This is a genomic window from Flavobacterium erigeronis, assembly GCF_054075165.1.
This window is the reverse complement of record NZ_JBSKGP010000010.1, coordinates 30,939-47,906: the sequence shown is the minus strand read 5'-3', so window position 1 is coordinate 47,906 and position 16,968 is coordinate 30,939. Positions and strand designations below refer to the sequence as shown.

The window sequence follows — 16,968 nt, the reverse complement described above, 5'->3', positions numbered from 1 at the left end:
CCAAAAGCAACAGACGGCATCTACAATTAATATATAACCTTGATGACTACAAAATATAATCGGTATTAATAAAATTCGATTCTTTGCTGTTAAGCAATTCCTGCAGAATCTGATTATTATAATCGATATCTTTTGAAGCTACAAACGTACGAATTGAGAAGGAACGCAAAGCATCTGGAATACTCAAGGTTCCTACAGCAGAATCTTTTCTTCCTGTAAATGGGAACGCATCTGGCCCTCTCTGGCAAGAACTGTTGAGGTTTACTCTGCAAACTAAATTTACAAGCGAGTCAATAAGCGGTGCCAATGTTTTAATGTCTTTTCCGAACAAACTTACTTGCTGTCCGTAATTAGATTCTGCCATATCATGAAGCGGTTCTTTGATATCGCTGAAAGAAAGCACAGGAACCACTGGTCCAAACTGCTCTTCGTGATACACACGCATTTCTTTGTTTACCGGATATAAAACTGCTGGGAAAATATAATTTTCGGTATGTTTTCCTCCTTTTTCATTGATGATTTTCGCTCCTTTAGAAGTTGCATCATCAATTAAACCTTGAATATATTTTGGTTTATCTGTTTCTGGAAGCGGTGTTAAAGAAACTCCTTTTTCCCACGGATTTCCAAAAACCAAACTGTCTACTTTTTCAGCAAAACGTCTGTTGAATTCTTCCCTTACAGATTCGTGCACATACAATACTTTTAGAGCCGTACAACGCTGCCCGTTGAAAGACAAACTTCCTGTAATACATTCTTGAATAGCCAAATCTAAATCGGCGTCTGGAAGAATAATCGCTGGATTTTTGGCTTCTAATCCTAAAATCAAACGCAATCTGTTTTTGTTCGGGTGCTGATCTTGCAAAGCAATCGCCGATTTACTGTTTCCTATTAATGCTAAAACATCAATTTTTCCAGATTTCATAATCGGAGAAGCTACTTCGCGTCCTCTTCCGTAAACAATATTGATTACACCTTTTGGAAAACTGCTTCTGAAAGCTTCTAACAATGGTGAAATACATAAAACGCCATGTTTAGCAGGTTTGAAGATTACAGTATTCCCCATAATCAAAGCTGGAATCAGCAAGGAGAAAGTTTCGTTTAACGGATAGTTGTAAGGTCCAAGACACAAAACAACACCAAGAGGTCCACGGCGAATCATCGCGTTTACACCTTGTACTTTTTCAAAGTGCGAACTGCGTCCGTTTAATTCTTTGTAACTTGCAATAGTATCGTAAATATATTCTACTGTTCTGTCAAATTCTTTTTGCGAATCTCCCAATGATTTTCCGATTTCCCACATCAAGTATTTTACTACTTCTTCGCGGGTTTCTTTCATCTGGCGAACAAAATTCTCCATAGCCTTAATACGATCGGCTACTTTCATGGTTGGCCATAATCCTTGTCCCATATCGTAGGCAGCCGTTGCAGCTTCTACAACTTCGGCAGCTTCTTTTTCTGCCATAAACGGAATAGATCCTAATAAAGTCGGCGTATATTTTTCTGTTGAAGAAATAGTTGAAAACACAGGTGTGGTTTGCCCTGTCCATTGTTTCAATTCTCCATTCACAAGATACGTATCTTGGTTTATCAGCCCTTTGATCTGATATTCTTCTGGTATAAAACTCATAATTTGGTTTGTTTAATGGTCTGGTAATTCTATTTTCAAAAGAAAAAAGAGGCCTTTTTATGCCTCTTCTTCTTTTATGGTTGTACTGTTTCTCCTTCCCAATCTAGGATTCCTCCAAGCAGATTGTAGGCATTTTGTATACCCAACTCGTTCATGATCTGGCATGCTTTTGCACTTCTAGCTCCAGAACGGCAGTATACGTAATAGTTTTTATTTTTATCTAATTCTTCGATTTCATAGATAAATGCCTGCCCTTTATTGATATCAATATTAAGCGCGTTCTCAATGTAGCCGTCATTAAATTCGTCTTCAGTTCTTACATCAAGTATAACTGCATTTTCGTCAGCTTCTAACTGAGCAACCCAATCTTCTTGTGATAAATTCATAGTAAAATGTGTTTTTGTAAAATTACGACGTTTCTATATATAAAAAACGTACCAAATGCGATTTCGATTATTATTCTCAGAAAACGTTTTAGAGAAACTATTATAATCAGTGATTTACAAATTTAGTTACTATTTTTAAAAATTCAGCCTACAAAATCGATAGAAAATAGGATTTTTTTAATTGACCAAAATGCATCCTAAAAACAATTTTATGACAATTTAAACCATCTGAATCTGCTATCTTTGCAAACAATTATAATTTTTAATTAGATTTTAATAAAATTAGTTGCCACGAATTGCGCAAATTCTCACGAATTAAATTAGTGCACATTTGTGAAATTCATGGCAAAAACACACAAGACATGCAGCATTCTTTAAAAACCATATTTCCTAATTTCTCCAACGAACTTATTGCTACAATTGAAGAAAATGGAAGTCTTCAGAATTTTGAAGCCGGAACAGTTTTAATGCGTACAGGACAGTATATTAAAAATACTGTTTTGATTATTAAAGGAAAAATCAAAATCTATCGCGAAGGCGAAGACGGCGGAGAGTTTTTAATGTATTATCTACAACCCGGACAAGCCTGCGCCATTTCGATGATTTGTACTGCTAAAAGCGAAAAAAGCCAGATTATGGCAAAAGTGGTAGAAGAAGTAACTGTCATGATGATTCCGTTGCAGCTAATGGACAAATGGATGATGGAACATCGTTCTTGGTACGAATTTGTAATTGAAACCTATCGAAGCCGTTTTGAAGAAGTTCTCGAAGTGGTTGACAACATCGCTTTCCGTTCTATGGATGAAAGATTGGAATTCTACTTAAAAAGACATTCTGATGCTTGCGGCTGTTCTGAAGTTAATCTATCGCATCAGGAAATTGCTACGGAGTTAAACACTTCAAGAGAAGTCGTTTCTCGTTTACTCAAAAAAATGGAACAGCGCGGTTTGGTTAAACTTAACCGAAACCAAATTGAACTATTGAAATAAAGTTTTTTTTCGCCACGACTCGAGCGGGAGCGAACTGACGAAGTAATTCACGAATTTCACTGTTACTTTTATTGTCTTTAATTTCACTAATTTTTTCTAATTATTATCAAAAAAGATAATTTGTGAATTCGTGGCAAAAAACACCTTTTTTAATAACACTAATATTTTTTCTGCCACAGATTAAAAAGATTAAACTGATTCTTATTTAGAAGTAGAAAAAAAATCCTAACAATCCCTTTAATCTTTGGCTAAAAACTTTACTTCTGTCAATTCGAGCGGAGTCGAGAACCGACAAAGCATTTCAACTTCGCTCAAAAATTAGTGAAATTCGAGAAATTCGTGGCCAAAAAACTTCTGTTAGTTCGAGCGGAGCCGGGAACCGACAAGCAATTCGGCTTCAAAAAATAATTCGTGAATTCGTGGCGGAAAAAACTCTTCTGTGATAAATGTTACTGTAGGTTTCTAATTTCCGAAGCAACTTTGCATCAAAACAAATGCAATGGAATATTTAGGGTATTTTGCCTCAATCATAATCGGAATAACACTTGGCTTAATTGGCGGTGGCGGTTCTATTCTGACAATTCCAATTTTAGTTTATTTATTTAAAGTAAATCCCGATCAGGCTACTTCTTATTCTTTATTTATTGTCGGATTAACGGCAATGTTTGGAAGTTTCAGCCATTATAAAATGGGGAATCTGAAACTTAAATCAGCTTTATATTTTGCTTTGCCTTCGGTTATTTCAATTTTAATAATTCGCGAAGTTATATTTCCGCAAATTGCTGCGACTTTATTTTCTGTTGCGTCTTATACGGTTTCAAAAGATTTTCTGATTATGATTATCTTTTCTATCCTGATGATTACGGCAGCAATTTCTATGATTAAAAAAAATCAGCCCGAAATAAAATCAGCCGAAACCAATTATTCACAACTTAGCTTTATCGGTTTTTTGGTCGGAATCGTAACGGGTTTTCTAGGCGCGGGCGGCGGATTTTTAATTATTCCTGCTCTGCTTTTCTTTGCAAAATTACCAATGAAACAAGCCGTTGGAACTTCCTTATTAATCATTACTATAAATTCGTCAATAGGTTTTGCAGGCGATTTGTATATCGGAACACCCATAAACTATACTTTTTTGTTAAGCGTCTCAGCAATGGCCTTAATCGGAATGATTGTTGGAAGCCAGCTTTCTAAAAAAATTGACGGCGCAAAATTAAAACCCCTATTCGGATGGTTTGTCCTCGTAATGGGATTTTATATCATAGCCAAAGAAATTTTATTTTAAAAACTTAAAAGTGCGTCAGTGTACTTTTTAATTTGAATTTTTGAATTTAGTTTTCACTTGTAGAGTAATCTTTGTCAAAGTATTGAACTTTGACAAAGATGAAACTAAAAAATTCTAAAGTTCTCCAAATTTATCTTTATAACGTTCAAGCTCAATTTCGGTTCTATTTAGCAGTTTTTCTAAGAGCTGGATTTTATCTTCGTAAAGTTCTTTTAAAATCGAAGTATTATCGGCATTAATTAAAATACTTCCGTTATTGTTTCCTGTAATTTTGTTGTAGTTATTAAAGTATTTATCGTAATCAAAACTAATTATATCCTCTACACTGACATCTAAAATCCGTCCTATTTCGACCAATTTTTCATAACTCAAAGAAGTTTTTCCTTTCTCAATTTTACTGTAACCTGCTTGAGTCACACCTAATCTTTCTGCCATATACTCTTGAGTATAATTTTTTAACTCTCTAATATTTTTGATTTTGTTTTTTATTGTTGTGGCCATATTCTTTTCTGATTTGGGGTCATGTATAGTCAAAACAGCCAGCCGTTACATTATAACGGCATAACTATACTTATTTTTGGGTATTCATAAAGCTACTTCATAATGAGAATATTATGACTTAGCGTTTTGTTAATTTTTTCTTTCTGATAATAAAGTAACCATATATCAAAGCTGCCATTATGAACAAAATATCATAATGGGAAATATAAAATGCAAACATTTCTGATTTTTCTTAAGCAGTTTTCTTTATACTGCGTTCAAACTGAAGATCTAAATAATAATCGATCTGTTTACCAACCAATGCACGGTCTTTTGGCGCAATTTTAGTTCTTATTTCATTTTGGTAAATATCTTTAACAAAAATAAAATATACAAACTCCGCCTTATTGCCAAATCGGGCAATGATAATAAGAGTGTAGCATAAAAGCGCAGGAATAATATAATATAAGTCCATTAAGTCGGAAAATATCATACAGTAGTACGTGGCAATTGTTACGGCTATAAAAGCGCCATTTTCAAGAAAATATTTTCTCTTTTTTTTAAGCAGTCCAAGTTCTTTAATTTCATCAAACTGATACTGCCAATTCTTAGATTTGTAACGAAATCTAACCTTGTCGGAAAAAATTGTTAAAGGCATAATAATTTGTAGGTAAAAAATAGATTTAATCTTTTGGTAAAAATCAATTTCTAAAAATTCTTAGGGGGAAAAATTCTTAGATACGCAATATTAAGCATTAACTGCATTTTTTTCTTACAATCAGCATTATAGAATATAACTATAAGTTGTAATTAAATCTTTCGTAAAAGTTATCTTATGTTTATTTATTAGAAAATAAATTAATTCAGAAGAATGTTTTGGGCGTTTTCGCCACAGCGAACGGGCTATCCGCTAAATTCCCGATTAACAAAAACTACGGCTAAAAAGCCTTGTTTTTCTAAATCGGGAGATACCGCTACTATCCCTAACGCATATCGATAAAATAGCAGTTTTTCGTCTTTTACGATTTATAAAACTTCAAAGATCCCGCCCTTTAATTCAAATATTTTATCTGAAACTAAATGACTTCCCTTTTCATTCATTTTTTCAATGTAATCATATAGTTTATGTAAATTTTCAGAATCTTTACTCCCCGTTACATATAAAATATCTCTTGTGGGAATTCCTATCAAGAAATTTCCATTAATAGGGAAATTTTCATTATCCCAAATATTTAATAAAATTAAACTGGATTCGTAATTACCTCCAGCAGTGACCATGTAGAATCCATTTTCTCCATGGCGTTCTATTTTTATGCAATTTTTCAAATTCTCAAGGGCTATAGATTTTAGATTATCTATTGAGAGATTAATTTCTTTTAAATTGCTTTGCGAAATATAATTAATAGTATGTTCGCCGTCTTCTACATAGAATATAAAAAGTTCTTCATTATAAGATTCAAAAACATGGCTTTCCTCAAAATCCACATTCATTTCCCTTAAGCTGGCAACAAATCTTTTATCTTTAATTACTGGCAAAATTCTTTCACTTTTTAAAACCTCTTTAGGTAGATAAATAGCACTGGCAGCATTTAAATATCTATTTAGTATATCTTTTATATCTTTAGGATCAATTTTATATTCAGCATAGCAATTATCCAAGAAATGTTTGAAATCTGAAATCCCATTAAATTTAGCTATAATTTCCAAACCATTTATGGAAATGATTTGCAAGCCGTTGACTCTCTTTAATAATCCTTTTGCAAATTTTTTCGAGAATTCAGTTTCAGAGAGTGGTTTCTTTTTAAAAAACATTACTATATTTTGTTTCAGTTAATAATTTGCTTAATTATAATTTAGATTAAATTCCATCCAAAGTATATTTCAATCTTTTGTCAACGTTTAAATTTTAAAAGATGGAAACATATAATTTATTAAATTGCCTCCAGCTTTAGCTGGAGGTAAACAAATGTATATAAAAAAGGCTTTAGCCAAACTTTACAATTTTGGCTAAAGCCCAATTCTAATTCAAACAAAAAACCTCCAGTTAAAACTGGAGGCAATTAATATTAAAATTTAATTCGTGAAAATTCGTGTAATTTGTGGCTATCAAAAAAATCAATGTTCTCCATACCCGATATCATCCATTTTCCCACTGAAAACACGATATTGAATAATAAAATAAACAATCACCAAAGCCAAAGCCACAAAAAACCAGCTCAAACCAGCATTTAATCCATATTCGTGAGCGGCAGTATTATAAATCGTCAACGACGGATTTACTTTATTGGTCGATGGCAAAACATTCGGAAAAATAGAAACCGCTGTCGAAGCGAATCCGCCAAGGAGAAACAAGGTTGAAAAGACAAATCCGTGTCCATCTTTTTTGAAGGAACGCACTTTGAACAAACCTATTATTCCAACAAAAGTCATTATTGGAAAAAACCACAAAATCGGATTTTCTACAAAATTGTGAAAGGGTTTCGGCTCAATAAAATGCCAGATTTGCAATGAAATACAAACCAAAACCAAGAGTACAATATTCAAACCAAAAACTACTTTTTTAAGTTTTTCATTTAAAGAAGAATTCGTTTTATAAATAATCCAATTGGCGCCGTGAATCGTCAAAGCTACAACGCTCACAATCCCTAAGAAAAGCGTAAACCAATCGATAATTCCCAATTCATTGGCCTGCGGACTAAAAGTCGGATTCCATAAAGGCAAAAAGAAATAATGCGCTTCTTGCGTAGAAACGCCATTTTGCACCATTCCGAGATTGACACCGCGAACAATATTTCCTAAAGCGATTCCGAAGAAAAGGGCTAAAAGCAGACTTGCAATTCCGAAAGCTTTATCCCAAATGGCTTCCCACATATGATTATGAATCTGTCCGCGCATTTCTAATCCGATGGCACGGAAAATCAAAAGCCATAAAATCATAATCAAAGGCAGATAAAATCCGCTGAAAGAAGAAGCGTATAAAGTAGGAAAAGCAAAAAACAAAACGCCTCCAGCTGCAATCAGCCAGACTTCATTGGCATCCCAAAATGGACCAATCGAATTGGTAATTACTTTTTTATCTCTTTCTGTATCGGCAAAAAATAAATGAATAATTCCTGCGCCAAAATCATAGCCATCTAAAACCAGATAAACAGCCAGAATTCCCATTAAAACTACGTACCAAAAAAATTCCATACTTATATTTTTTCTGTTGAAAGTTCCACATGATGCGGCCCTTTATTGATAATTTTTCCAATCAAAAGCAAAAACAACATTCCGAGTAAAAGGTATAAACCAATAAAACCAAGTAATGTAAATAAGGTATTTCCTGAAGAAACTGTTGGCGAAGCTCCCGCTGCTGTTCGCAATAAATTGTAAACCAGCCACGGCTGTCGTCCTAATTCTGCCGTATACCAACCCGTTGTGTTGGCGATGTACGGAAACGGCATCATGAACATCAGCGACCATAAAATCCATTTGGTTTGGAATAATTTTCCTCGAATTAATTGGAAAAGCGAAAGCACCATCAAACCAATAAAAACAGTTCCAAGTCCTACCATAATATGATAGGCGTAATACAATCCAGAAATATTAGTCGGATGCAGATCTTCTTCAAACTGGTCTAAACCTTTTATTTCCTGATCCCAATTTCCGTAAGTCAGGAAACTTAAAATATTTGGAACCGCAATTTTATTATCCAGTTTTTTGTCTTTTACATCGGGCTGCCCGATTAAAACAATTTCTGAACCTTTTTTCTCGGTATGAAAAATTCCTTCCATTCCGGCAAAAGTTACAGGTTGGTATTTCACCACATTTTTAGCCAATAAATCTCCTGTTGGAACTGCGACAATTATACTCGAAATCAATCCGAAGATAACACCTGTTTTAAGGAACAATTTCCCAAACGAAACATTTTTATTACTTAAAATATAGAAAGCGCCAATGCCCGCAACAACAAAAGAACTCGTTACCAGAGAAGCTGCTTGATTATGCAGATAAGAAGGCCAAAGCCAAGGATTTAAAAACAAAGCCTGAAAATTATTCAAAACAAATTTTCCGTTTTCGAGAATTTCATAACCTACAGGATTCTGCATCCACGAATGTGTAGCGATAATTAAAAATCCGCTGGCCCAAGAACCAATCATGATTAGTAATCCCGTTACAAAATGCCATTTATGCCCAAGGAGTTTTTCTCCAAATAAAAATATACCTAAAAATGAAGATTCTAAGAAAAACGAAAACATTCCTTCCATCGCCAGAGTCTGACCTATGATTCCACCCGTCAATTCGGAGAACTTTGCCCAGTTGGTTCCAAACTGAAACTCCATTGGGATTCCGGTTACTACGCCCATCGCAAAATTGAGGGCGAATATTTTCATCCAGAAATGGGTGGCATGATTGTATTGTTCGTCTTTAGTTTTGAGAAATTTCCACTTGAAGTAGACAATGATCAACGAAAGACCCATTGTAAGTTGCGGAAAGAGATAATGAAAAGTAATGGTGAACGCGAACTGCATTCGGTCATAAAAGAGCATTTCTTCCATAAGGTAATTTGTTTATGAAGTTCCACAAATTTAACCATTACAACCCGAATTAACGCCCTAAAAAAACAGTTTATTTTAATTTTTTAAACCATATAAGTGATATAAGTAAATATAAAAATTAGTAGACGCAAAAAGCTCATATCAGATTTGCTCCTGCAAGGTTTTGGAAACTTTGCAGGAAAACAAAAAAACTTATACCACTTATATGGTTTAAAAAAATTATTTCTCTAAAATCCCTTTTTCAACGCTGTCGTTAATTAAGCCTTCAGCGTAATTCCATATTGATTTTGAGCCTTCTTTTATCACGCTTTTCTTTTCGTAAACTTTATCGTATTTCACTCCAAATTCTTTCCATGTTCCGCCGTTATTCGAAGTGTTTTGCAGAAGAGGTTCTAATCTGTCCATTGATTTGGCGAATTTGGCTTCGTTGGTTTCTCCAGCTTCAAATTCTTCCCAGATTGATATAAACTCTTCTTTTTGCTTTTCTGGCAGTAAACCAAAAATTCTATTTGCTGCCAAACGCTCTTCATCAGTGTTCGAATGATTTTTTACGGTATCGTAAATAAAAACATCTCCGGCGTCGATTTCTACAATATCATGAATTAAAACCATTTTTACGACTTTCAGAACATCAATGGGTTCGTTAGAATGCTCGGCCAGAACAATTGCCATTAAGGCTAAATGCCAACTGTGTTCGGCGTCGTTTTCGCAACGGTCGCTATTGAATAATTTAGTTTTGCGTTGAATGTATTTTACTTTATCAATTTCTTTTATAAAAGCAATTTGATCTAATAAGTCCTGTGTGTTCATTTTAAATATTTTAGCAAAAAAGCAAAATTACGTAGTTTTTTCACCATATAAGTGATATAAGCAAATTAAGATATATGCTTATTTATATAATCAAAAAATGAACTTATATCACTTATATGGTAAAGACATATTTTTTTACACAAAAACCTAATTTCTGTAACATTAGTCACCCAATTTATTAAAAAACAAAGTTACCTTTGTATCCCATCATTTTACAATATCTATCATGAAAATAGAACAAATTTACACCGGATGCTTAGCACAAGGTGCATATTATATCACTTCAAATGGCGAAGCGGCCATTATTGATCCGCTTAGAGAAACGCAGCCTTACTTAGATCGTTTGGAACGCGATGGAGTTAAGCTGAAATATATTTTCGAAACACATTTTCACGCCGATTTCGTTTCTGGCCACGTTGATTTAAGCAAAGAAACGGGTGCGCCAATTGTTTACGGTCCAAATGCTGCCTGCGAATTTGACTGCGTTTCTGCAAAAGACGAACAGGAATTTAAACTTGGAAAAGTAACGATCAAAGTTTTGCACACTCCTGGCCATACTATGGAAAGTACAACTTTTTTACTGATTGATGAAAACGGAAAAGATCACGCGATTTTCTCTGGAGATACTTTATTTATTGGTGATGTTGGTCGTCCAGACTTAGCTCAGAAAGCAGCGGGAATGACGCAAGATCAATTGGCGGGAATTTTATATCATTCGCTGAGAAATAAAATCATGACTTTGGCTGATGATGTAATTGTGTATCCGGCACATGGTGCGGGAAGCGCTTGCGGAAAAAACATGAGTAAAGAAACGGTTTCAACTATCGGAAATCAAAAAGCGACAAACTATGCTTTGCGCGCTAATATGACCGAAGAAGAATTCATCAAAGAAGTTACTGACGGTTTATTGCCTCCTCCAGCCTATTTCAGTATGAATGTGGCGATGAATAAAGGGGGGTACGAAAGTTTCGAAACTGTTTTAAACAACGGAATGAAAGCTATAAACGTAAAAGAATTTGAAGCGGTTGCAGAAGAAACTGGAGCTTTGATTCTCGATACTAGAAGCGCTGCCGATTTCAGCAAAGGATTTATTCCACAGTCAATTAATATCGGAATCAACGGTGATTTTGCGCCGTGGGTTGGAACTTTAATCGCAGATGTAAAACAGCCAATTGTTTTGGTTACGGCTGCTGGAATGGAAGAAGAAACGGTAACGCGTTTAAGCCGTGTTGGTTTTGATACTATTATAGGTCATCTAGAAGGCGGTTTTGAAGCGTGGCAAAAGGCAGGTTTCGAAATTGATACTGTAAACAGAATTACTGCTGACCAATTTGCTAATGAATTTAAATTCGGCGAAGATAAAGTGGTTGATATTCGTAAAGAAACCGAATACGAAGCAGAACATATAGACGAAGCTTATAGCAAACCTTTAGCCTATATAAATGACTGGGTAAAAGATATTAATCCAAATGAGCATTTTTATCTGCATTGCGCGGGCGGATATAGAAGCATGATTGCCGCCTCTATTTTACAAGCAAGAGGTTTCAGAAACTTCTCTGAAGTAGAAGGCGGTTTCGGAGCAATCTCAAAAACAAATGTTCCAAAATCAGATTTCGTTTGTCAGAGCAAAGTTTTGAAAGCATAAATATATTTTTACCATATAAGTCATGTAAGTTCATTTTAGTTGGGGCGTAATTTCAATCGCTTATATTAACTAGATCATATAAGAATTCTACACATCAGCTTAAAATTACTTATATCACTTATATGGTTTTGAAAAAAAAAATTTTAATTATGAGTATATTAGAAATCATTAAAGAACCTTGGCCGTGGTATGTTGCGGGGCCGTTGATTGGATTGACTGTTCCAATTTTATTAATTATCGGAAATAAATCTTTTGGGATTAGTTCGTCGCTTCGTCACATTTGTGCGGCTTGCATTCCTGCCAATATTTCGTTTTTTAAATACGACTGGAAAAAAGAAAGCTGGAATTTATTCTTTGTTTTCGGGATTTTCATTGGCGGTTTTATTGCTGCTTATTTTCTTACGAATCCAAATCCAGTTGAAATTGCTCCTGAATTATCTGAGAAATTAGCGACTTATGGAATCACAGATCATAGCGGTTTGGTTCCGTCACAATTATTTTCTTGGGAAAGTTTACTAACGCTTCGCGGATTTATCATGATCGTTGTAGGCGGATTTCTTGTTGGTTTCGGAACTCGATATGCTGGTGGATGTACGAGCGGTCATGCGATTATGGGATTATCAAATTTACAATGGCCTTCTCTTGTTGCTACAATCTGTTTTATGATTGGCGGTTTTGTAATGGCACTTTTGATTTTACCTTATATTCTTTCACTTTAAAATTTCAAAAATGAGTTTAGAAAATAAAAATATCGATGGCGAAGGAATAAATGCAAGCCAGAAAAAAGAAAATGCATTCGCAAACCTAAAATATTTAATCGTTGGCATTTTTTTCGGAATTGTATTCGTAAAAGCCGAAATCATCAGCTGGTTTAGAATTCAGGAAATGTTTAACTTGGAATCTTTTCACATGTATGGCGTTATCGGATGTGCCGTTTTTGTTGGATTAATTTCGGTACAATTGATTAAAAAATTCAACATCAAAACCCTTGATGGAGAAAAAATAGAAATTCAGCCTAAGACTTTCAACAAAGGACAAATCTATGGAGGTTTACTATTCGGTTTTGGATGGGCAATTACTGGAGCTTGTCCTGGACCGCTTTTCGCTCAAATTGGAACTGGAGCAACGGTTATTGTTGTCACTTTATTAAGTGCCATTGCTGGAACTTGGTTTTATGGATTAATTAAGGACAAACTACCTCATTAAGATGTCTTACAATACGTTGATTTAAACGCAAAGCACGCTAAGATAACGCAAAGTTCGCAAAGTTTTTTTGACAAAGCTTTGCGAACTTTGTGCATTAAACACTTACTTCATTCCGTAGGAATGTCTCATCGGTAGAATTAGATTCGATTACAATTATTACGTTCGTTTGATTAATTTACATAAAAATCAGGTGTCCCTACAGGACACAATTCAATGCGACATATTTTTTTTTACCGATGAGATATTCCTATGGAATATTCTTCATCAATTTTTAATTTCGTTTTGTTAAGTTTGCTTTCAACATTTCCCAAACAAGCAAACTAAATATATGATCCGTTCTGAACAGCTCTCACAATTACAAAATACCGACAAATGGGACGTAATCATAATTGGCGGAGGCGCAAGTGGTCTCGGAACTGCAATCGATGCTGCGAGTCGCGGTTATAAAACGCTTTTATTAGAAGCAGTTGATTTTGCAAAAGGAACTTCAAGCAGAAGCACCAAATTGGTTCACGGCGGGGTTCGTTATTTGGAACAAGGCAATATCCATTTAGTTCGAGAAGCATTAAAAGAAAGAGGTTTGCTGGCTCAAAATGCCAATCATTTGGTCAAAAACCAGTCTTTTGTAATTCCGAATTACCATTGGTTTGGCGGTTATTTCTATACTTTCGGATTAAAAATTTACGATTTATTGTCGGGGCGTTTGAGTTTAGGAAGCTCCAAATATCTTTCGAAAAAAAGAACTATTGAATTGCTTCCGAACGTAGAAGAAAACGGATTAGCAAATGGCGTTATTTATCATGACGGGCAATTTGATGATTCTCGTTTAGCAATAAATATGGCTCAAACTGCTTTAGAAAATGGCGCTTGTGTTTTAAATTATATAAAAGTTGTCCATTTAGTAAAAGGCGAAAAAAATCAGATTATTGGTGTTCAAGCTGTCGATCAGGAAACTGGCATCAAATACGATTTGAAAGCTTCTGCTATTGTAAATGCTACTGGAGTTTTCACCAATGCGATTATGAAACTTAATGATACGGTTTATAAAAAATATATAGTTCCGAGTCAGGGAATACATTTAGTGTTTGATAAATCTTTTCTTCCTGGCGAAAATGCTTTGATGATTCCCAAAACAAAAGACGGGAGAGTTTTATTTGCTGTTCCGTGGCACAATCATATTGTGGTGGGAACAACTGATACTTTAATTAAAAAACAAAGTTTAGAGCCAATTGCTTTAGAAAGCGAAATTCAATTTGTTTTGGAAACCGCCCAAAGATTCCTAGCGAAGAAACCAACAAGAACTGACGTATTATCTGTTTTTGCAGGATTACGTCCGTTGGCTGCTCCTGAGGAAGAAGGAAAAAGCACCAAAGAAGTTTCTAGAAGCCATAAAATTATCGTTTCAGAAACGGGCTTGATTACCATTACAGGCGGAAAGTGGACTACTTATAGAAAAATTGCTGAAGATATTATTGATAAAGCAATCAAAACGGGTAAGTTGTCTAAAAAAGAATGTCGCACAGAACATCTTTCCATTCATGGAAACCAGCCAACTAATTCTTTCGATAGAGAAAATCACCTTTATATATATGGTACTGATATTCCGAAAATAATGGAATTAATGGAAAACGAACCTGAATTAAAGGAAAGACTACACCCTAACTATGAATTTACATTAGCAGAAGTTGTTTGGGCAATTCGCTACGAAATGGCCAGAACTGTTGATGATATTTTAGCGCGACGTGTTCGTTTATTATTTTTAGATGCCAGAGCTGCGATTGAAGTTTCTGAAAAAACCGCACGATTAATTGCTAAAGAATTAGGTTACGATGAAGCGTGGATTATTCAAGAAATTGCAAATTTCAGACAAATTTCTAAAGGTTTCCTTCTGTATGAGTTTCAATAAACCATTAAAACTCGCTGATTTTGAGTATCTTTTACCTTAAATCATCTTACAAAAAATAATTTCAGGCTAGTTTTAATCAAAGATTTGTCTTTAGTTTAAAAAAACATTAATTATCAATATATCAATACGTTATATTAAAAAATTATTTTAATTTTATTGTTTAAAAGCTATATTTTAGTTCATACTAAAACGAATTCATTTGTATTAACAAAAATTTAACATGACACTTGTATATACAACTATTAATTGTTATACATTTGTATATACAAATTATACACTTACGACTATGACAATTGAAGAGGTTATTAAGAGTACGGTTAAGATGGATAATGCGAAAAAAGTTATTCTGAATATCATGTACACACAAAATGTGGTTCAGGATCATTTCAACGAGTTGCTTAAACCGTATGATTTATCTGGTGAACAATATAATGTGTTGCGTATATTAAGAGGACAAAAAGGTAAACCTGCCAATATGTGCGTAATACAAGAGCGTATGCTTGCGAAGACGAGCAACACAACTCGATTGGTAGACAAATTATTATTAAAAGAATTTGTAACCCGAAATGTTTGTCCAGATAACCGAAGAAAAATAGAAGTCTTAATCACACAAAAAGGATTAGACGTCTTAAAAGAATTAGATCCGAAAGTAGATGCGCATGAAAACACATTTGCTAAAAATTTGAAACCAGACGAACTGGTTTTCTTAAACCAATTATTAGAAAAATTTAGAACCAACAAATAAAATAAATACTATGAGCAATTTCTTAGAAAATCAAAATTGGAGATATGCAACCAAACAATTTGATGCTTCAAAAAAGATATCAGATGCTGATTTAAATACACTGAAAGAGGCTGTTAGATTAAGTGCTTCTTCATACGGATTACAACCTTACAAAGTTGTTATTGTGGAAAATCCAGAAATTAGAGAGCAATTAAAAGCTGCCGCTTGGGGACAAACTCAAATTACAGATGCTTCTCAATTATTCATTTTTGCAAATGATTTAAACCTAGATGCAGGTTCTGTTGATAAATACATCAGCAACATCAGCGAAGTAAGAGGTGTTCCTACAGATGCTTTAGGCGGATTTAGCGACATGATGAAAAATGTAATTGCAAATTTATCTGAAGATGCTAAACACATCTGGACTGCAAAACAAACTTATTTAGCTTTAGGAAACTTATTAAACGCAGCTGCAGAATTAAAAATTGACGCTACTCCAATGGAAGGTTTCAACGCAGCTCAATTCAATGAAATTTTAGGTTTTGATAAATTAGGGCTAAATGCTTCAGTTATCGCTACTGTAGGATACAGACACGAAGACGACAAATCTCAACATAGCAAAAAAGTTAGAAAATCACACGAGGAATTATTTATCACTATATAATTATTTATTAATCAAATTCAAATTTTAATTTTAAACAACATGAAAAATTTAAAAACAATTGCAATAGCATTATTCGTAGCAGCAGCTGGAATCTCAGTAAACGCACAAACTAAAAAAATCGACGTAAAAGCATCTACTATTAAATGGGTAGGTAAAAAAGTAACTGGGGAGCACTCTGGAACTGTAAACTTCAAAGAAGGTGCTGTAGTTTTCAAAGGAAAAAAATTAGCTGGAGGTAGCTTTACAGTTGACATGACTTCATTAACTGCTACAGATTTAACTGGAGAATACCAAGGAAAATTAAACGGTCACTTAAAAGCTGACGATTTCTTCGGAACTGACAAATTCCCAACTTCAAAATTAGTTTTCAAAACTGTTAATGCAAAATCTGCTGACGTTTATTCTGTAACTGCAGATTTAACTATCAAAGGAATCACTAAACCAGTATCTTTTGACATCACTGTAAAAGGAAACACTGCTACAACTGCTTTCAAAGTTGACAGAACTAAATACGATATTAAATACGGTTCAGGTAGCTTCTTCGACGGTTTAGGAGATAAAACTATCAACGATGAATTTGAATTAGCTGTTGCTTTAAAATTCTAATATTTCAGGCTTACTAAATTCAGAAATACAATAAACCCCAACGGTGTAAAACTGTTGGGGTTTTGTTTTTTTAAAATTATTTATTTCTATAAATTTTCT

Annotated in this window: 17 protein-coding genes; 9 read left to right on the top strand and 8 right to left on the bottom strand. The window is 34.2% G+C overall.

What is annotated here, in order from left to right; all coding sequences use genetic code 11:
- Nucleotides 1-46 precede the first annotated feature (46 nt).
- Together ACWA1F_RS18990 and ACWA1F_RS18985 are read right to left on the bottom strand one after the other, a co-directional pair.
- Nucleotides 47-1,627 carry an NADP-dependent glyceraldehyde-3-phosphate dehydrogenase gene (locus tag ACWA1F_RS18990; RefSeq protein ID WP_456895945.1) on the bottom strand — a complete coding sequence of 527 codons (1,581 nt, stop codon included), beginning with the start codon at nt 1,625-1,627 and terminating at the stop codon, nt 47-49.
- Nucleotides 1,628-1,701: 74 nt separating this feature from the next.
- Nucleotides 1,702-2,013: a rhodanese-like domain-containing protein gene (locus ACWA1F_RS18985; protein ID WP_306156007.1), complete on the bottom strand. Its 312-nt coding sequence runs from the start codon at nt 2,011-2,013 to the stop codon at nt 1,702-1,704.
- Between the two features lie 362 nt (nt 2,014-2,375).
- On the opposite strand from ACWA1F_RS18985, the gene ACWA1F_RS18980 reads away from it, so the two are divergent.
- Nucleotides 2,376-3,002, top strand: coding sequence for a Crp/Fnr family transcriptional regulator (locus ACWA1F_RS18980; RefSeq protein ID WP_456895943.1), 627 nt, complete (start codon nt 2,376-2,378; stop codon nt 3,000-3,002).
- A 499-nt stretch (nt 3,003-3,501) separates the two neighbouring features.
- Nucleotides 3,502-4,287 (top strand): sulfite exporter TauE/SafE family protein, encoded by a 786-nt coding sequence (locus ACWA1F_RS18975; protein ID WP_456895941.1) that lies wholly within the window; start codon nt 3,502-3,504, stop codon nt 4,285-4,287.
- 114 nt (nt 4,288-4,401) lie between these two features.
- On the opposite strand, the gene ACWA1F_RS18970 is transcribed toward ACWA1F_RS18975, so the two are convergent.
- The 6 genes from ACWA1F_RS18970 to ACWA1F_RS18945 form a co-directional block, all read right to left on the bottom strand.
- The gene (locus ACWA1F_RS18970) at nt 4,402-4,788 is read right to left on the bottom strand and encodes a helix-turn-helix transcriptional regulator (protein WP_456895939.1); all 387 of its coding nucleotides are present in this window, start codon (nt 4,786-4,788) and stop codon (nt 4,402-4,404) included.
- 232 nt (nt 4,789-5,020) lie between these two features.
- The gene (locus tag ACWA1F_RS18965; RefSeq protein WP_456895937.1) at nt 5,021-5,425 is read right to left on the bottom strand and encodes a hypothetical protein; all 405 of its coding nucleotides are present in this window, start codon (nt 5,423-5,425) and stop codon (nt 5,021-5,023) included.
- A gap of 368 nt (nt 5,426-5,793) precedes the next feature.
- Nucleotides 5,794-6,579 (bottom strand): DUF1444 family protein, encoded by a 786-nt coding sequence (locus ACWA1F_RS18960; RefSeq protein ID WP_456895935.1) that lies wholly within the window; start codon nt 6,577-6,579, stop codon nt 5,794-5,796.
- Nucleotides 6,580-6,882: 303 nt separating this feature from the next.
- The gene (cydB, locus tag ACWA1F_RS18955) at nt 6,883-7,959 is read right to left on the bottom strand and encodes a cytochrome d ubiquinol oxidase subunit II (RefSeq protein ID WP_456895933.1); all 1,077 of its coding nucleotides are present in this window, start codon (nt 7,957-7,959) and stop codon (nt 6,883-6,885) included.
- A 2-nt stretch (nt 7,960-7,961) separates the two neighbouring features.
- Complete coding sequence (locus ACWA1F_RS18950) at nt 7,962-9,308, bottom strand: cytochrome ubiquinol oxidase subunit I (protein WP_456895931.1); 1,347 nt, start codon at nt 9,306-9,308, stop codon at nt 7,962-7,964.
- A 219-nt stretch (nt 9,309-9,527) separates the two neighbouring features.
- The gene (locus tag ACWA1F_RS18945; protein ID WP_306156015.1) at nt 9,528-10,118 is read right to left on the bottom strand and encodes an HD domain-containing protein; all 591 of its coding nucleotides are present in this window, start codon (nt 10,116-10,118) and stop codon (nt 9,528-9,530) included.
- A 226-nt stretch (nt 10,119-10,344) separates the two neighbouring features.
- Here ACWA1F_RS18945 and ACWA1F_RS18940 point away from each other — a divergent pair, with 226 nt between their 5' ends.
- The 7 genes from ACWA1F_RS18940 to ACWA1F_RS18910 all read left to right on the top strand — a co-directional run bounded on the left by ACWA1F_RS18940 (nt 10,345) and on the right by ACWA1F_RS18910 (nt 16,869).
- Entirely contained in the window at nt 10,345-11,763 is a 1,419-nt protein-coding gene (locus ACWA1F_RS18940) for an MBL fold metallo-hydrolase (protein WP_456895929.1), read from the top strand.
- 155 nt (nt 11,764-11,918) lie between these two features.
- On the top strand, nt 11,919-12,482 hold the full coding sequence (locus ACWA1F_RS18935; protein ID WP_456896285.1) for a YeeE/YedE family protein: 564 nt from the start codon (nt 11,919-11,921) through the stop codon (nt 12,480-12,482).
- Between the two features lie 10 nt (nt 12,483-12,492).
- Entirely contained in the window at nt 12,493-12,969 is a 477-nt protein-coding gene (locus ACWA1F_RS18930) for a DUF6691 family protein (protein WP_456895926.1), read from the top strand.
- Nucleotides 12,970-13,297: 328 nt separating this feature from the next.
- Entirely contained in the window at nt 13,298-14,875 is a 1,578-nt protein-coding gene (locus tag ACWA1F_RS18925; protein WP_456895924.1) for a glycerol-3-phosphate dehydrogenase/oxidase, read from the top strand.
- A 286-nt stretch (nt 14,876-15,161) separates the two neighbouring features.
- A complete protein-coding gene (locus ACWA1F_RS18920; protein ID WP_456896283.1) occupies nt 15,162-15,620 on the top strand; it encodes a MarR family winged helix-turn-helix transcriptional regulator in 459 nt (152 codons plus the stop codon).
- A gap of 10 nt (nt 15,621-15,630) precedes the next feature.
- Entirely contained in the window at nt 15,631-16,263 is a 633-nt protein-coding gene (locus tag ACWA1F_RS18915; protein ID WP_306156020.1) for an NAD(P)H-dependent oxidoreductase, read from the top strand.
- A 39-nt stretch (nt 16,264-16,302) separates the two neighbouring features.
- The gene (locus ACWA1F_RS18910) at nt 16,303-16,869 is read left to right on the top strand and encodes a YceI family protein (protein ID WP_306156021.1); all 567 of its coding nucleotides are present in this window, start codon (nt 16,303-16,305) and stop codon (nt 16,867-16,869) included.
- Nucleotides 16,870-16,968: the final 99 nt, after the last annotated feature.

What these genes read in the sequence shown, in the direction of transcription:
- ACWA1F_RS18945 (WP_306156015.1), bottom strand. Translation starts at nt 10,118, where the DNA reads ATGAACACACAGGACTTATTAGATCAAATTGCTTTTATAAAAGAAATT.
- ACWA1F_RS18980 (WP_456895943.1), top strand. Translation starts at nt 2,376, where the DNA reads ATGCAGCATTCTTTAAAAACCATATTTCCTAATTTCTCCAACGAACTT.
- ACWA1F_RS18940 (WP_456895929.1), top strand. Translation starts at nt 10,345, where the DNA reads ATGAAAATAGAACAAATTTACACCGGATGCTTAGCACAAGGTGCATAT.
- ACWA1F_RS18960 (WP_456895935.1), bottom strand. Translation starts at nt 6,579, where the DNA reads ATGTTTTTTAAAAAGAAACCACTCTCTGAAACTGAATTCTCGAAAAAA.
- ACWA1F_RS18920 (WP_456896283.1), top strand. Translation starts at nt 15,162, where the DNA reads ATGACAATTGAAGAGGTTATTAAGAGTACGGTTAAGATGGATAATGCG.
- ACWA1F_RS18990 (WP_456895945.1), bottom strand. Translation starts at nt 1,627, where the DNA reads ATGAGTTTTATACCAGAAGAATATCAGATCAAAGGGCTGATAAACCAA.
- ACWA1F_RS18970 (WP_456895939.1), bottom strand. Translation starts at nt 4,788, where the DNA reads ATGGCCACAACAATAAAAAACAAAATCAAAAATATTAGAGAGTTAAAA.
- cydB (WP_456895933.1), bottom strand. Translation starts at nt 7,959, where the DNA reads ATGGAATTTTTTTGGTACGTAGTTTTAATGGGAATTCTGGCTGTTTAT.
- ACWA1F_RS18915 (WP_306156020.1), top strand. Translation starts at nt 15,631, where the DNA reads ATGAGCAATTTCTTAGAAAATCAAAATTGGAGATATGCAACCAAACAA.
- ACWA1F_RS18930 (WP_456895926.1), top strand. Translation starts at nt 12,493, where the DNA reads ATGAGTTTAGAAAATAAAAATATCGATGGCGAAGGAATAAATGCAAGC.
- ACWA1F_RS18975 (WP_456895941.1), top strand. Translation starts at nt 3,502, where the DNA reads ATGGAATATTTAGGGTATTTTGCCTCAATCATAATCGGAATAACACTT.
- ACWA1F_RS18950 (WP_456895931.1), bottom strand. Translation starts at nt 9,308, where the DNA reads ATGGAAGAAATGCTCTTTTATGACCGAATGCAGTTCGCGTTCACCATT.
- ACWA1F_RS18965 (WP_456895937.1), bottom strand. Translation starts at nt 5,425, where the DNA reads ATGCCTTTAACAATTTTTTCCGACAAGGTTAGATTTCGTTACAAATCT.
- ACWA1F_RS18925 (WP_456895924.1), top strand. Translation starts at nt 13,298, where the DNA reads ATGATCCGTTCTGAACAGCTCTCACAATTACAAAATACCGACAAATGG.
- ACWA1F_RS18985 (WP_306156007.1), bottom strand. Translation starts at nt 2,013, where the DNA reads ATGAATTTATCACAAGAAGATTGGGTTGCTCAGTTAGAAGCTGACGAA.
- ACWA1F_RS18910 (WP_306156021.1), top strand. Translation starts at nt 16,303, where the DNA reads ATGAAAAATTTAAAAACAATTGCAATAGCATTATTCGTAGCAGCAGCT.